General features: G+C 61.3%; 14 protein-coding genes. 4 read left to right on the top strand and 10 right to left on the bottom strand.

From position 1 onward, the window contains the following. Window positions 1-20: 20 nt before the first annotated feature. Complete coding sequence (metH, locus tag ACQ7C1_RS11025; RefSeq protein WP_430958291.1) at window positions 21-3,794, bottom strand: methionine synthase; 3,774 nt, start codon at window positions 3,792-3,794, stop codon at window positions 21-23. 168 nt (window positions 3,795-3,962) lie between these two features. Here metH and ACQ7C1_RS11020 point away from each other — a divergent pair, with 168 nt between their 5' ends. Further along, window positions 3,963-5,222, top strand: a complete 1,260-nt coding sequence (locus tag ACQ7C1_RS11020) for an AGE family epimerase/isomerase (protein ID WP_430958290.1) — start codon at window positions 3,963-3,965, stop codon at window positions 5,220-5,222. Window positions 5,223-5,286: 64 nt separating this feature from the next. On the opposite strand, the gene ACQ7C1_RS11015 is transcribed toward ACQ7C1_RS11020, so the two are convergent. The 7 genes from ACQ7C1_RS11015 to ACQ7C1_RS10985 all read right to left on the bottom strand — a co-directional run bounded on the left by ACQ7C1_RS11015 (window position 5,287) and on the right by ACQ7C1_RS10985 (window position 11,669). Beyond that, window positions 5,287-5,781 carry a heme-degrading domain-containing protein gene (locus tag ACQ7C1_RS11015; RefSeq protein WP_011426147.1) on the bottom strand — a complete coding sequence of 165 codons (495 nt, stop codon included), beginning with the start codon at window positions 5,779-5,781 and terminating at the stop codon, window positions 5,287-5,289. A gap of 87 nt (window positions 5,782-5,868) precedes the next feature. After that, complete coding sequence (locus ACQ7C1_RS11010; protein WP_430958289.1) at window positions 5,869-6,480, bottom strand: flavin reductase family protein; 612 nt, start codon at window positions 6,478-6,480, stop codon at window positions 5,869-5,871. Window positions 6,481-6,483: 3 nt separating this feature from the next. Then, the gene (locus ACQ7C1_RS11005; protein ID WP_430958288.1) at window positions 6,484-7,227 is read right to left on the bottom strand and encodes an aspartate/glutamate racemase family protein; all 744 of its coding nucleotides are present in this window, start codon (window positions 7,225-7,227) and stop codon (window positions 6,484-6,486) included. Between the two features lies 1 nt (window position 7,228). Further along, window positions 7,229-8,050 (bottom strand): ABC transporter permease, encoded by an 822-nt coding sequence (locus tag ACQ7C1_RS11000; RefSeq protein ID WP_430958287.1) that lies wholly within the window; start codon window positions 8,048-8,050, stop codon window positions 7,229-7,231. Window position 8,051: 1 nt separating this feature from the next. After that, complete coding sequence (locus ACQ7C1_RS10995) at window positions 8,052-8,966, bottom strand: ABC transporter permease (RefSeq protein WP_430958286.1); 915 nt, start codon at window positions 8,964-8,966, stop codon at window positions 8,052-8,054. Window positions 8,967-9,236: 270 nt separating this feature from the next. Further along, window positions 9,237-10,535, bottom strand: coding sequence for an ABC transporter substrate-binding protein (locus ACQ7C1_RS10990; RefSeq protein WP_183701826.1), 1,299 nt, complete (start codon window positions 10,533-10,535; stop codon window positions 9,237-9,239). 45 nt (window positions 10,536-10,580) lie between these two features. Then, window positions 10,581-11,669, bottom strand: a complete 1,089-nt coding sequence (locus ACQ7C1_RS10985; RefSeq protein WP_430958468.1) for an ABC transporter ATP-binding protein — start codon at window positions 11,667-11,669, stop codon at window positions 10,581-10,583. Between the two features lie 268 nt (window positions 11,670-11,937). Between ACQ7C1_RS10985 and ACQ7C1_RS10980 the strand changes: the two genes are divergently transcribed. Next, window positions 11,938-12,648: a GntR family transcriptional regulator gene (locus ACQ7C1_RS10980; RefSeq protein WP_430958285.1), complete on the top strand. Its 711-nt coding sequence runs from the start codon at window positions 11,938-11,940 to the stop codon at window positions 12,646-12,648. 28 nt (window positions 12,649-12,676) lie between these two features. Here ACQ7C1_RS10980 and ACQ7C1_RS10975 read toward each other — a convergent pair whose 3' ends face one another. Then, window positions 12,677-13,087, bottom strand: a complete 411-nt coding sequence (locus ACQ7C1_RS10975; RefSeq protein ID WP_085778839.1) for a DUF4174 domain-containing protein — start codon at window positions 13,085-13,087, stop codon at window positions 12,677-12,679. A gap of 219 nt (window positions 13,088-13,306) precedes the next feature. Next, window positions 13,307-13,690, bottom strand: a complete 384-nt coding sequence (locus ACQ7C1_RS10970; protein WP_038690240.1) for a hypothetical protein — start codon at window positions 13,688-13,690, stop codon at window positions 13,307-13,309. Between the two features lie 349 nt (window positions 13,691-14,039). Between ACQ7C1_RS10970 and ACQ7C1_RS10965 the strand changes: the two genes are divergently transcribed. Continuing rightward, the gene (locus ACQ7C1_RS10965) at window positions 14,040-14,246 is read left to right on the top strand and encodes a hypothetical protein (RefSeq protein ID WP_085778840.1); all 207 of its coding nucleotides are present in this window, start codon (window positions 14,040-14,042) and stop codon (window positions 14,244-14,246) included. Window positions 14,247-14,271: 25 nt separating this feature from the next. Continuing rightward, on the top strand, window positions 14,272-14,511 hold the full coding sequence (locus ACQ7C1_RS10960; protein WP_430958284.1) for a DUF2934 domain-containing protein: 240 nt from the start codon (window positions 14,272-14,274) through the stop codon (window positions 14,509-14,511). Window positions 14,512-14,604: the final 93 nt, after the last annotated feature.

Genomic DNA, 14,604 nt, shown 5'->3' with positions numbered 1-14,604 from the left:
GAACGGCAACGAGCGCACCTCTACGCCGCGTCGTCGATCTCCTCGTCCGTCTTGCGCGGCACGTAGTTCAGTACCGGCCCGAGCCAGCGCTCGACTTCGGCAATCTCCATGCCCTTGCGCTTGGCATAGTCTTCCACCTGATCCCGCTCCACCTTGGCGACGCCGAAATAATAGGAGTCGGGGTGGCCGATATAGAGGCCGGATACGGACGAGCCGGGCCACATCGCATAGCTCTCGGTCAGCTTCACACCAGCCGCCTTTTCCGCATCGAGCAGCTTGAAGAGCGTTGCCTTTTCCGTGTGGTCGGGCTGAGCGGGGTAACCCGGCGCCGGGCGGATACCGGCATAGGCTTCGCCGATGAGATCCTCGTTGCTGAGCTGCTCATCCCTCGCGTAACCCCAATATTCGCGCCGCACCTCTTCGTGCATGCGCTCGGCGAAGGCTTCGGCGAAGCGATCTGCCAGCGCCTTGACGAGAATCGAGGAGTAATCGTCGTTCGACCGCTCGAAGCGTTCGGCGATGGCGATTTCCTCGATTCCGGCTGTCACCACGAAACCGCCGACATAATCCTGGACCCCGCTCGTGACAGGTGCGACGAAGTCCGAAAGCGCGACATTCGCCCGTCCGTCCCGCTTCGAAAGCTGCTGTCGCAAGGTGTAGAAGGTGGCAAGCTCCTTGCTGCGGCTTTCGTCGGTGAAGAGGCGGATATCGTCGCCGACGGCGCCGGCCGGCCAGAAGCCGATGACGGCGCGCGGCCGGAACCACTTTTCGTCGATGATCTTTCTCAGCATGGCCTGGGCATCGGCCCAGAGCGCACGCGCCGCCTCGCCCTGTTTCTCGTCTTCGAGAATGGCGGGGAAACGGCCGCGCAGTTCCCAGGTCTGGAAGAACGGCGTCCAGTCGATGTACCGCGCAAGCTCGGCCAGGTCGTAATCCTCGAACACCCGCGTGCCGAAGAATTGCGGCTTCGTCGGCTGATAGGCCGACCAGTCGACCTTATGCGCATTCTCGCGAGCCCGCGCCAAAGGCAGGCGCACTTTCTCCGCTTCGCTGCGGGCATGGGCAGCCGCCACCTTGGCATATTCGGCTCTTACATCGTCGACATAGCCCTGCCGGGTTTCCGGCGAGAGCAGCGCCGAGACGACGCCGACGGCGCGGCTCGCATCGGTGACATAGACCGCCTGGCCCTTGTTATAGCCCGGATGGATCTTTACGGCCGTATGCACGCGGCTGGTCGTGGCGCCGCCGATCAGCAGCGGGATCTCGAAGCCCTGCCGCTCCATCTCCGCCGCGACATGCACCATCTCGTCCAGCGACGGCGTGATCAGGCCGGAAAGACCGATGACATCGACCTTTTCGGCGATCGCCGTTTCGAGGATCTTCGTTGCCGGCACCATGACGCCGAGATCGACGATCTCATAGTTGTTGCAGGCGAGCACGACGCCGACGATGTTCTTGCCGATATCGTGCACGTCGCCCTTGACGGTCGCCATCAGGATCTTGCCGGCCGACTGTCGGTCGTCGCCGCCGTTGAGGCGCTTTTCCTCTTCCATGTAGGGAAGCAGGACGGCGACGGCCTGCTTCATGACCCGCGCCGACTTGACCACCTGCGGCAGGAACATCTTGCCCGAGCCGAACAGGTCGCCGACGACATTCATGCCGGCCATCAGCGGCCCTTCGATGACGTGCAGCGGACGGGCCGCCTGCCGGCGCGCTTCTTCGGTATCGGTCTCGATGTATTCGGTGATGCCGTTGACAAGCGCATGTTCAAGACGCTTCTCCACGCTCCATTCGCGCCAGGAGAGATCCTGGACACGACCCTCCTTTGCCCCGGCGCCACGGAAACGCTCGGCCACTTCGAGTAGCCGCTCGGTGCTATCGGGACGGCGGTTCAGCACGACGTCCTCGCAGGCTTCGCGCAGCTCGGGATCGATGTTGTCATAGACGGCGAGCTGGCCGGCATTGACGATGCCCATGTCCATGCCCGCCTGGATGGCGTGGTAGAGGAACACGGCATGCATCGCCTCGCGCACCGGCTCGTTGCCACGGAAGGAGAAGGACAGGTTGGAGACGCCGCCCGAGATATGCACGAGCGGCATGCGCTCACGGATCGTCCGCGTCGCCTCGATGAAGTCGACGCCGTAATTATTGTGCTCTTCGATGCCGGTCGCGACCGCGAAGATATTCGGGTCGAAGATTATGTCCTCGGGCGGGAACCCGATCTTCTCGGTCAGCAGCTTATAGGCGCGCTCGCAGATTTCCACCTTGCGCTCATAACTGTCGGCTTGTCCCGTTTCGTCGAAGGCCATGACGACGACGGCGGCGCCGTAATTGCGCAAAAGCCGCGCCTGTGCGAGGAAATTTTCCTCGCCTTCCTTCAGCGAGATCGAGTTGACGATCGGCTTGCCCTGCACCCGCTTCAGGCCGGATTCGATGATCGAGAATTTCGACGAGTCGATCATGACAGGCACGCGAGCGATGTCGGGCTCGGCGGCGATCAGGTTGAGGAACTCGACCATCGCCTTCTCGGAATCGATCAGGCCCTCGTCCATATTGATGTCGATCACCTGCGCGCCGTTTTCCACCTGGTCGCGGGCGACATCGAGGGCTGCCGTGTAATCGGCATTGGTGATCAGCTTGCGGAACTTCGCCGAGCCGGTGACGTTGGTGCGCTCGCCGACATTGACGAAGGGAATGTCCTTGGTCAGCTCGAAGGGCTCGAGGCCCGACAACGACATGAAAGGACGATGCTCCGGGATCGGCCGCGGCTTGTATTTGGCGACAGTCTCGGCGATCGCCCGGATATGCTCCGGCGTCGAGCCGCAGCAGCCGCCGACAATATTGACCAGGCCTTCGCGCGCGAAACTGTCGATCTGCGCCGCCATCAACTCCGGCGTTTCGTCATACTGGCCGAACTCGTTCGGCAGGCCGGCATTCGGATAGGCGCAGATGAAAGTATCGGCAACGCCCGAAAGCTCCTGCAGATGCGGACGCATCGCGTTCGCCCCGAGGGCGCAGTTCAACCCGATCGTAAAAGGATTGGCGTGGCGCACCGAGTTCCAGAAGGCTGACGGCGTCTGGCCGGAGAGCGTGCGGCCGGAAAGGTCGGTGATCGTGCCGGAGATCATCACCGGCAGTCGCACGCCCTTGGCCTCGAAGCGTTCCTCGCAGGCGAAGATCGCCGCCTTGGCGTTCAGTGTGTCGAAGATCGTCTCGATCAGGATGATGTCGGCGCCGCCGTCGATCAGCCCGTCGATCTGCTCGCCATAGGCGTCGCGCAGATCGTCGAAGGTGACGGCACGGAAACCGGGATTGTTGACATCGGGCGAGATCGATGCGGTGCGGTTGGTTGGACCGATGGCGCCGGCGACGAAGCGGCGGCGGCCGTCCTCGCGCTCGGCGCGGATTGCTGCCCGGCGCACGATTTCGGCACCTTCCTTGTTGAGGTCGTAGACGGCGCCTTCCATCTGGTAATCGGCCTGGGCGATGCGGGTCGAGGAGAAGGTGTTGGTCTCCAGAATATCGGCGCCGGCCTTGGCATATTTGTAATGGATCTCTTCGATCGCATCCGGCTGGGTCAGGATCAGAAGATCGTTATTGCCCTTCTGATGGCAGGCGCAGCCGATGAAGCGGGTGCCGCGGAACTGGTCTTCGTCATAACCGAGCCCCTGGATCTGCGTGCCCATGGCGCCGTCGAGAACAAGGATGCGCTCGCTCGCGGCTTTCTTCAAAGCGGCGAAAACTTCACTGCCGTCACGCTTGCCCGTTTCCGGACCAAAGAGAGTATCAAACACGGGAGGGCTCCTTGACGTCGTAAGACCAGACTTCCAGATCACATAAAGATATCTTTATGTCAATATATGGCTATCGATTTCGTGCTTTGCAAAGCTTCGCCGATGACAGGCTCGCACGAGCTCTATATAGGCCTTTGCTAGGCTTGTGCACGAAATCGGAGGAGTATCATGGCACCCGCAACCGGCAACGCCGCGCTTGGAAACTGGACAAGCCGCGCCTATCACCGCAGCTGGCTGCTGGCGCAGGCAAATGGCCTCTTCGATTTCTTTCAGCACGATTCGATCAATCCCAAGGGTGGCTTCTACGATCTCGACAGCACCGGTAGGCCGCTCGATGCCGAGGGCCAGGTGCGCGGCATCCATATTGCGGCGCGCGCGGTCCATTGTTTCTCGATCGGCGCCCTGCTCGGGCGTCCCGGCGCCTCCGACGTCGTCGATCACGGCATGGACTATCTCTGGAACCACCATCGTGACCGCAAGAACGGCGGCTACTTCTGGTCGCTCGACAATGACGGTCCGGTCGATTCCAACAAGCAGGGCTACGGCCACGCTTTCGTCCTGCTCGCCGCCTCCTCGGCAAAGACAATCGGGCATCCGCTGGCCGACGGTATGCTGGCCGATATCACCGAGATCCTGAACAAGAAGTTCTGGGAACCGCGCCACGGCGCGATCGCCGAGGAATTCACCGCCGACTGGCAGCCGCTCGACGGCGGCGCCTATCGCGGCCAGAATTCCAACATGCACCTGACCGAGGCTCTGATGGCGGCCTTCGAAGTCACCGGCGACAGGGATTACCTCGCCAAGGCCGAAAGCATCGCCGATCTCGTCATCCGCCGTGCGGCCGGTTCGGTCGACTGGCGCGTCGCCGAACATTTCGACGCCGAATGGAACCTCGACAAGGATTACTATCATCCAAACGAAATGTTCCGCCCGGCCGGCACGACGCCAGGCCACTGGTTAGAATGGGCGCGCCTCATCCTGCAGCTCTGGGCCCTCGGAGGCAAACGCATCGAATGGATGCCGGATGCGGCGAAAGCCCTTTTCGAACAATCCATGGCCCTCGGCTGGGACAATGACAAGGGCGGCTTCTTCTACACGCTCGACTGGGACGACAAACCGGCCAAGCGCAACAAGCTCTGGTGGCCGGCCTGCGAGGGTGCGGCTGCCGCGCATTTCCTCAATGAGCACCTGCCGAGCGACTATCACGAGGAATGCTACCGCAAGATCTGGAACGTGATCGAACGCGCCTTCATCGACCACAGGAACGGCGGCTGGCACGAGGAACTGACGGAGGATCTCGTTCCCTCGCACGCGCTCTTCCCCGGCAAGGGCGACATCTATCACGCCCTGCAGGCTTGCCTCATCCCGCTTTTCCCGGCAACGGGCAGCCTGACGAAGGGCATCGCCGAGGCCGGCGGCAGGCTCTGACGGCTGTTTCAGCGGGCAGCGCCGACCCTCCGGCGCTCGGATTGTTCCGGCAGATGCGGCGGCGTCACAGCGGAGAGAGCCGCAACGTATCGAGATCCTTCGCCAGCATCAGCGCCAGGGCCTCGACCACAAGATTGTGGTCGTCGCGCTGCGGCAGACCGGAGACGGTGACGGCGCCGATGCAACCCGTGCCTTTGACATTGATCGGAAAACTGCCGCCATGCGGCGCATAATCGGCGCCATCAAGCCCGTTGTCCTCGACCGTCTTGCCATCCTTGCTGAGCTTCAGGCCGGAGGCATAGCTGCTGCGAAAATAACGCAGCACCATGTTGCGCTTGCGCCTGACCCAATTGACGTTGTCCGGCGTCACGCCCGGGAGCGCGGCATAGAAGACCGGCATCGAATGCAGCGTCACGTCGATTGCGATGCCGAGGCCGCGCTCGCTGGCGAGCTCCTGCAGAAGCTTGCCGAGCTGCCAGGCAGTGGTGAGATCGAAGGCATCGAAGCTCAGCGCCTTTTCCTGCTCGGCGATCCGACTGAGATCGTTGTCGATTGTCATGATAGGCGCTCCTCTCCTGCAATGATCCGCTGCAGACCATTCTCATCAGGAGAGAAAAAGTAAAGCAAAACTTGGCCTAAGGAGAAGTCAGAGCTTCGGCGTCAGCATTTCGAAACGGTCGCGGATGGTGGCGCAGGTATCGCCGCCCAATCGAGCAATGGCATCGACCGCGGCCGGATCGACATGCAGCCGTTCCGGATCGACGACGCTGTCGCGGTAATGCGCATAGACGATCTCACCGAGGATAATCTGCCGTGAGCGGCCGAGCTCCAGCGTCACGTGCCGCCGGCATTCGAAGGCGGCCGGCGCCTCTGCGATAAAGGGCGACGCCACCTTCGCGCCAGGTATCGCCGTCAACCCCGCCTGCTTCAACTCGTCGACACCACGCGGATATTTGCTGCCGCAGACATGCATGGCCTCGGCGATGGCGAAGGAGACGATGTTGACCGTGAAGACCTCTGTCAGGCGAATATTGTGGCCGGTGTCTTTGAACGACATGTCGGCATTGTTCTCGACGCCGATCGCCAGGATCGGCGGATCGGCCGACAGGCAGTTGAAGAAGCTGAAGGGCGCGGCGTTGATCCGGCCATGTTCGTCGACCGTCGTCACCAGCGCGATCGGCCGCGGGATGATCGTGCCGATCATCAGCTTGTAACGCTCGCGCTCGCTGAGCTCTTTGAAATCGAAAGAGACCGCCATGGTTCAGCCGATTTTCGAGGACGGCGAGAAACCGCTCATCGCGCCCATAAAGGGTTTCGGCAGCGGCGAGGCGTAGGAGCCGCGCTTGCTGGTGGAAAGCCCGAGCGACACCAGCGCCTCGGCCTGCTTGACGGCGGCCGCGACACCGTCGACGACGGGCACGCCGTAAATCGCCTGCAATTCCCTGCCCAGATCGGTCATGCCGGCGCAGCCGAGCACGATCGCTTCGGCCCCGTCTTCGACAAGCGCCCGCTCAATCTCGGCCCTCAGCTTGCCGATCGCGCCCGAGGCCGCGTTTTCCAACTCCAGCACCGGAATATCAGAAGCGCGCACCTTCGCCCGGTCGCCCATGCCGTAGCGGCGTACCAGATTGTCGATCAGCACCCGCGATCGCTCCAGCGTCGTCACCACGGTGAAACGCTGCGCCAGGAAGCCCGCCGTGACCACGGCGGATTCGCAGAGACCGAGAATCGGTACATCGGCAAAACTCCGCGCCGCTTCGAGCCCGGTATCGTCGAAGCAGGCAATCACCGCCGCGTCGTAACCCGCCGCCTGCCGCTCCTTAAGTTCCAAGAGCAGGCCAGGAATCGCGAGCGCCCCGTCATAATGTCCCTCGATGGAGACCGGCCCCATGCTGGATGTCGCGGCGACGATCTCCGTGCCGGATGCCGCCACCGCACGCGCGGCGGCCGCAGCCTTCTCGGTCATGGAGGCCGTGGTATTCGGATTGACGATGAGGATGCGCATATCAGTCTATCTTTGCCTGCCGCCGCCCCAGCATGGTCATGATGCCGAGCGCGATGAGAATGATGGTGAAAGAAAACAGCGTCGTTACCGTGCCGAGAGCGTAGAGCACCGGCGTCGTGACGTTGGTGGTCATACCGTAGATTTCGAGCGGCAGCGTATTGTAGCTGCCCGATGTCATCAATGTGCGCGCGAATTCGTCATAGGACAGTGTGAAGCCGAACAGCCCGACGCCGATCAGGCTCGGTGCGATCATCGGCAGCACGACGTGGCGGAAGGTTTGCCAGGAGGTGGCGCCAAGATCGCGGGCCGCCTCCTCGTAAGCGGGCGAGAAACGGTTGAAGACGGCAAACATGATCAATACGCCGAAGGGCAGCGTCCAGGTCAGATGTGCGCCGAAGGCCGAGGAATACCATGCGGGCTTGAGACCGCCCTCCTGAAAGACCACGCCGATGCCGAGCGAAATGATGATCGACGGCACGACCAGGCTGGCGACCGTGGCGTAGAACAGCACAGTCGAACCGCGGAAACGGCGGCGGAAGGCAAGGCCGGCCAGCAGCGACACGACGACGGTCACCACCATCACCATCAGCCCGAGGGTGAAGGAGCGACGGAACGAGGCACCGAAATCGCCGACCGCCTGCTTTTCGAACAGGTTGAAGAACCAGTGCGTGGAAACGCCGTTCATCGGGAAGGTCAGGCCACCATCCGGTCCCTGGAAGGAGAGGATCAGGATCGCCGAGAGCGGACCGTAGAGGAACAGCACGAAGACGACGAAGAAGATCGCCAGCAGATAGAATTCGAGGCCGCGCTTTTCGTGATTCATCTCAAAGCTCCTTGCGGATATCAACGACCCGCAGGATGGCGGCGACCATCAGCAGCACGACCGCAAGCAGCACCACCGCATTGGCGGCGGCCGCCGGATATTGCAGCAGCGACATCTGGTTCTTCATCATCAGCGCTACCGAGGCACTCTGGCCGCCGGACATCACCTGCACCGTCGAAAAATCCGCCATCACGAGCGTGACGACGAAGATCGTGCCGATCGCCATGCCGGGTTTGGCAAGCGGAATGACGACGTTCCACAGCACCTGCCAGCCCGATGCGCCGGCATCGCGCGCCGCCTCGAACAGCGACCGGTCGATGCGCATCAGCGTGTTGAAGATCGGCGTCACCATGAACAAGGTATAGAGATGCACCATGGCAAGCACGACGGCGAAATCGGAATAGAGCAGCCATTCGATCGGCTGCGGAATGATGCCCATCTTGATCAGCGCCGAATTGACCAAGCCGTTGCGTCCGAGCACCGGGATCCAGGAGATCATGCGAATGATGTTCGAGGTCATGAATGGCACGGTGCAGACGAGGAAGAGGATCATCTGCATCGAAGTCTTGCGGATGTGGAATGCCAGAAAATAGGCGACCCAGAACCCGATGACGAGCGTCAGCGCCCAGACGATGGCGGTGAATTTCAGCGTGTTGAGATAGGTCTTCCACGTCACCCATGAGCCGAGCGTATCGGTGTAGTTCATGGTGAGGAAATCGGGATAGAGGCCGGCGAAGTCGTAGTCCCAGAAGCTGACGACAGCGATCATGGCGATTGGCAGCAGGAAGAAGAAGCCAAGGATGGCGATCAGCGGCGTCGCCTGGAGATAGGAGATGGCTGAGGGGGAGAGGCGGAACGAACGTCTGCCGCCTGCGCCGCGGCTGCCTTCCTCCGTTTCCACTGCAATGGTCGCCATATCCGGTTCTCCGTTCTGATTACATCAAGCGGAACAAAGGTGGGTGCGGCCCCCTCATCCGCCTGCCGGCACCTTCTCCCCGCTGGGGAGAAGAGAATCGTGGCAGCGTCTCCGCTACCACAACTCCACCTGTCGTCATGCGGCCCGCCCGCAAAACTCCCGCTTCTCCCCAGCGGGGGAGAAGATGCCCGAAGGGCAGATGAGGGGGCGGAGCGAACCGACGTCTTGAGCATCAGCGAAAGACAGCAGCTCCCCGCCCTCCAGGAGGGATCAAGCCGCGATGAACTCGTTCCAGCGGCGGACCATGTAGCGGTCCTCGTCCATGACCGAGTTCCAGCAGGCGACCGCACCCATGCGGGCTTCGAAGGAACCGCCGTCGCGCACCGCACCGGCCTTTTCCATGACCTTGCCTTCGGGAGAGAGGATATCGCCCTGCGCCGGCTTGCCCTCGATCCAGTAACCCCATTCGTCTGCCGTCATGAAGTTCTTGGCCGTCTCCATGCAGGCGGAGTAGTAGCCCTGGCGGTTGAGATAACCGCCGACCCAGCCCGACGTATACCAGTTGATGTATTCGTACGCCGCATCGAGCTGTGCGCCCTTCAGATGCGAGGCAAGGCCGAGGCCGCCGCCCCAGGCGCGATAACCTTCCTTGAGCGGCTGGTATTTGCAGGCGATGCCCTTGGAGCGGACGGCGGCGACGGCCGGCGACCACATCGACTGGATGACGACCTCGCCCGAAGCCATCAGGTTGACCGACTCGTCGAAGCTCTTCCAGAAGGCACGGAACTGGCCGTCGCTCTTGGCCTTGATGAGGAATTCGATCGTCTTGTCGATCTCTTCCTTGGTCATGTTGCCCTTGTCGGCATATTTGATGTTGCCCATGGCTTCCATGATCATCGCCGCATCCATAATGCCGATCGACGGGATGTTGAGGATGGATGTCTTGCCCTTGAACTTGGGATCCATGATATCGGCCCAGGTGGTAATGTCGCGGCCGACGAGATCGGGACGAATGCCGAGCGTATCGGCATTGTAGATGGTGGGAACCATCGTCATCCACTGCGTCGGCTCCTTGGCGAACTTCTTTGCGCCCTGCGCCTCGACGAAGCCGACAGTGTGTGGTGCAGTGCCCTGGGCGATGACGCTGTCCGGCTTCATCTTGCCGTTGATGAAGAGCGGCACGATCTTGTCGTAATATTTGAGCTTCTTGACGTCCATCGGCTGGAGCACGCCTGTTGGAAATACCTTCTTGGCGATCCAGTATTCGATGTCGGCGATGTCGTAGCTGTCGGGCTGGGTGACGGCACGCTGGGCGGCAGCGTCGGAATCAGTCGCGGTCATCTCCAGCGTGATGCCGAGATCAGCTTTGCACTTCTCGGCGATGGCGTTGATGTTCGAAACGCCAGTGCCGAACTGGCGAAGCGTGATGTTCGTCTTCGCCCAGATCGTGGGAAAGCCGGTGATGGCTCCGGAGCCGGCGATGGCGCCGACGGCGGCAGCACCCGTCTTCAAGAGCGTGCGGCGGGAAAGACCCTTTTCCGCCTTGGTCGATGTCGTTTCAGTCGTCATGTCAGTTCCCCTTTTCTTGATGTGGAAGTTGATGTTTTTGATTGTTCATGCAGAGGCGCGGCCGAGAAGCACCGCATCCTCACGCTCCCAGCTGAGCGAGACCGCGTCGCCTACGGCGACCGGACGGGCGAAATAGTCGCTATCATCAGCAATGACGGTGAAGTCGTCGCTGCCGGCGCCGAAAACGGTGATCTTCACCGAGGAGCCGCGATATTCGACGTTGGAGACTATGCCGTTGAAGCCGAGCGTCCACTCTGTCGCCACCTGCAGACGCACGCGATCGGTGCGGATGCCGATATCGACAGGTTCGCCGACTTCCCTGCCCTCGCCCCGCACGGAAAAGCTCTGCCCCTCCGGCACGGTCATGACGAGCATGCCGTCCGCGCTCGACGTCACCTGGCCGGACAAGACGTTGTGATCACCCATGAACCGCGCGACGAAGGCGGTTGCCGGCTTCTCGAAAACCTCGCGGGGTGCCGCCGCCTGCTCGATCCGGCCGTCATTCATGATGACGATGACGTCGGCGAGCGCCATCGCCTCTTCCTGGCTGTGGGTGACATGGACGAAGGTGATGCCGAGCGACTTCTGCAGCTTCTTGAGCTCTGCGCGCATACGGATCTTCAGGAAGGGGTCGAGCGCCGACAGTGGCTCGTCGAGCAGCAGCGCCTCCGGACCGGTAATCAAGGCGCGGGCCAGCGCCACACGCTGCTGCTGGCCCCCCGAAAGCTGAGCCGGACGCCTGTTGGCATAGGGCTCCATCTGCATCAGCTTCAGCATCTCAAGCGCCTTGGCCCGCCGCTCCGCCTTGTCGACGCCCTTCATCTTCAGGCTGAAGGCGACATTGTCGACCAGGTCGAGATGCGGGAAGAGCGCATAGGACTGGAACATCATAGCCGTGCCGCGCCTGGCAGGCGGAAGATCGGTGACGACCGTTTTGCCGAGCCTGATGTCGCCGGAAGAAATGCTCTCATGGCCGGCGATCATGCGCAGCGTCGAGGTCTTGCCGCAGCCCGACGGGCCGAGGAAGCAGCAATAGGAACCGGCCGGAATCTTCAGGCTGATCCCGTGCACGGCCGTCGTCGCTCCGTAGACCTTCGAAACGGATACTATATCGATCTCTGCCGCTTTCGACATCATGCCTTCCCCTGTTCGGAAAAGATGATGCATCTGCCGTGCCAATCGCTTCCAACGCCAACTAAGCCCTTAGCGGGAAAGGATTTTAACACTCGAAGCCGCGCAGGCCCATTTTATGAGCACCGCATCGTCTGCACATGATTTAGGCTATCGTCTGCAATTTACTCAAAAAATCGTATACAATTTAGCCGCCATTTCGATGACAAATTCCGTTTAACTTTTGCCGCGAAGCCGGGTATGGTTTGCCCGCCATCAGGGAATAGTTTTCATGAAATCCGCCGCCAAGGCCATGCAGGCCGAAGAAGTCGCCGAGACCGGCGCGCATCAGATCCGCGATGCCATTCGCGAGGCAATCGTTGAGCGCAGGCTTTCCCCCGGCACCAAGCTTTCCGAAAGCGATGTCGGCAATCTTTTCAATGTCAGCCGCACACTTGCCCGCGCGGCGCTGCAGGCGCTTTCCTATGAGGGCCTCGTCAGCGTCGAGAAGAACCGCGGCGCCTTCGTCGCCTATCCCTCCCCTGATGAGGCCCGCCAGATCTTTGCCGCCCGGCGCCTCGTCGAGCCCGGCATATTGCGCGAGGCGGCGGCGCGGATCACCGCTGATGACATCGGGAATCTGCGAGAGCTTTTGCAGGAAGAAGGCCGCCTGATGAGCGAGCGCGGCCAGACGGCCCGGCGCGCCGAGATCAAGGCATCCGGCGATTTCCACCTGATGCTGGCGGAAATTTCGGGCAACGCCATCATGCAGCGCTTCATGGAGGAGCTCGTCGCCCGCTCATCCCTCGTCATCGCGCTCTACGGCCAGTCGACCGCTTCCAGCTGCGGCCATTCCGAACATGGCGATATCATCTCGGCGATCGAAGGCAAGGAACTCGACCGCGCCTGCCAGCTGATGCTGCATCATATCGCCCATATCGAGTCCGATCTCGACCTGCGCGAACGCAAGAGCCTCGGCCTCAAGGAAGCCTTCGAACTCTGAGCGGTTGGGCGCACGTCGCCAGCAGCTATCACGACGCCTTCTTCGGCAGCTTGTCCAGCGCGGCGAAAATCTCTTCCGCCGTCCGCGGCTCGCTTGAACGCAGCTTCACCGCGCCGTCACGCCCGATCAGGATCAGCCCGAACTCGCTGTAAGATGGCCCTTGCAGCCGCTCGCGAATATCGTCCGCATCAAGTTCCCAGCCATCGTCGAACAGCGAGAAAGCGCCGCCGCCGGCGATGATGAACACTTCGACGTCTTCCTCGATGAGGCGCATCTGCGCGTTCCGCAACCATTCGTCCTGGGTTGCCGCGCGGTCGTCCTGCGCATCGGCGAAGATGATCAGCACCCGTTTGCTGTCTCGAAACTGCTCGAGCGATTGCGGAAGTTCCGGCTCACGTCGCGGCGTGCCGATGATTTCATGAACGATGGATCTCAGCATGGTGCTATTCCTCGCCCGTCATCTACGGGCTGTGACTGCGCCATTCCAGCGCCGGCGCATTCAAGACGCGCGAGAACGCTGTAAAGCGCTGAATAACTGAATAATTCCCAAATCCGGTACGAACTGGGATCATGCAGTAAACGGCTGGAAATGGGGGAGGTTCCGACGAAGCGGAAAAGGATCGCAGCTCAACATCCGTTAGCTGCGATCCCTTTCCCGTCAGTCGCGGCTCTGGTCCTCGGCGGCATGCGCCGAGACGGCGACGAGGTCCGCTGTGCCGTTGGCAAGCAGGCGTTTGCGCACCAGCACGCGCATGACGCGTGCGGCCGTCGAGAAGGTCATCTGGTCAAGCGGACCTTCGCCCTCCCAGGGCTTGGTCAGCCGCTCGGTGACGGCACCGACGATATTCATCGGCACGATGTCGGTGCATTCGCGCATGGCTTCGAAAACGAAGCTGATCGGGATGACCCTTCCTTCATGGGTCACGATCGGTTCGGTCAATTCGCTGTCCCATTCCTCGAAGGCGTAAAGTGCTTCGCGAAACAGCTGCTGGAGGGTAAACGGCGCGTGGCCGTTATGAAGTGGCGGCAGGGCATTCATCATGTCTGTCTCCTCTTGATGGATTAAGCCAAATCCTCCTGGCTCGGTCGGCATGAACGCGGGGAACACAGCGTTTTTTGCCCCTGCGGACCGAATAACACGATTGATTCTATAGAGTAATCTTTCGTGAATAAAGCCCATTTCTCGGCCGAGGCGGCACCCGTTTTCCTAAACGCATGAAATTCCTGCATGTTTTAGGCGAAAATTTCTCAATGAGTCGGATTCGTGAAAATCCATGCCTGCCGCGTGTGATTGTGCGGGAAGCGGGAAAAACCCTGAAAAATCACGGAACTTTTGCGGCTGTAATCTGTTTTGTTCGCGCACTTCGTAAAAGCAGATGGGGTTACCACCAATGACGCAGATCCGTGAACCGGAGCGGCGGGCCAAAGTCCTGCGCGGCCGTCCTTACAGCCTTGATGAATTCGCCTCCAAATATGGCCTGCGCAGCGACCAGGCCGAGAGTCTGTTTACCCGTTTCGGGCCTTCCTCGATCGAACTCGATTTGCTGATGGCAGCCAAGCGTCGCGCGCCTGTTCTGCCGGACAGAATTGCCGAATAACGCCTTTCACAAACGGGATCGATAGATGAGCGACAGACGCCATGAGTGGATCAGCAAACGGGCCTATGCGATCTGGGAAGAACAGGGCCGTCCTGACGGCCGGGACAGCGAACATTGGCGCCAGGCAGTCGCCGAGCGGGACGCGCTGGAACGCACGCAGGCCTCCGTCGACGGACGTGAAGTGCTGGTGAAGTTCCGCTCGAAGCCGCAACGGCCGGAACTGCCGCGCGACGGCTGGCTCACTCCGCCCGCCAAGGCCGGTTAATCCAGGACGCCGGTGGCCGGCCTCGTCCTTCGAGGCACATCAATCAGCCGCCAGGACACGCCGTGGTCATTGCCACACGGCACACCGATCAGC

It is taken from the genome of Rhizobium sp. Nf11,1, from assembly GCF_050587665.1.
Taxonomy (GTDB): Bacteria; Pseudomonadota; Alphaproteobacteria; order Rhizobiales; family Rhizobiaceae; genus Rhizobium.
The sequence above is the reverse complement of the archived record's forward strand: the minus strand, read 5'-3'. Positions and strand labels throughout refer to the sequence as shown.

Bases quoted from the DNA above. Each gene is read 5' to 3' on its own strand.
- ACQ7C1_RS11020 (WP_430958290.1), top strand. From the start codon at position 3,963: ATGGCACCCGCAACCGGCAACGCCGCGCTTGGAAACTGGACAAGCCGC.
- ACQ7C1_RS11015 (WP_011426147.1), bottom strand. From the start codon at position 5,781: ATGACAATCGACAACGATCTCAGTCGGATCGCCGAGCAGGAAAAGGCG.
- ACQ7C1_RS11010 (WP_430958289.1), bottom strand. From the start codon at position 6,480: ATGGCGGTCTCTTTCGATTTCAAAGAGCTCAGCGAGCGCGAGCGTTAC.
- ACQ7C1_RS11005 (WP_430958288.1), bottom strand. From the start codon at position 7,227: ATGCGCATCCTCATCGTCAATCCGAATACCACGGCCTCCATGACCGAG.
- ACQ7C1_RS11000 (WP_430958287.1), bottom strand. From the start codon at position 8,050: ATGAATCACGAAAAGCGCGGCCTCGAATTCTATCTGCTGGCGATCTTC.
- ACQ7C1_RS10995 (WP_430958286.1), bottom strand. From the start codon at position 8,966: ATGGCGACCATTGCAGTGGAAACGGAGGAAGGCAGCCGCGGCGCAGGC.
- ACQ7C1_RS10990 (WP_183701826.1), bottom strand. From the start codon at position 10,535: ATGACGACTGAAACGACATCGACCAAGGCGGAAAAGGGTCTTTCCCGC.
- ACQ7C1_RS10985 (WP_430958468.1), bottom strand. From the start codon at position 11,669: ATGTCGAAAGCGGCAGAGATCGATATAGTATCCGTTTCGAAGGTCTAC.
- ACQ7C1_RS10980 (WP_430958285.1), top strand. From the start codon at position 11,938: ATGAAATCCGCCGCCAAGGCCATGCAGGCCGAAGAAGTCGCCGAGACC.
- ACQ7C1_RS10975 (WP_085778839.1), bottom strand. From the start codon at position 13,087: ATGCTGAGATCCATCGTTCATGAAATCATCGGCACGCCGCGACGTGAG.
- ACQ7C1_RS10970 (WP_038690240.1), bottom strand. From the start codon at position 13,690: ATGATGAATGCCCTGCCGCCACTTCATAACGGCCACGCGCCGTTTACC.
- ACQ7C1_RS10965 (WP_085778840.1), top strand. From the start codon at position 14,040: ATGACGCAGATCCGTGAACCGGAGCGGCGGGCCAAAGTCCTGCGCGGC.
- ACQ7C1_RS10960 (WP_430958284.1), top strand. From the start codon at position 14,272: ATGAGCGACAGACGCCATGAGTGGATCAGCAAACGGGCCTATGCGATC.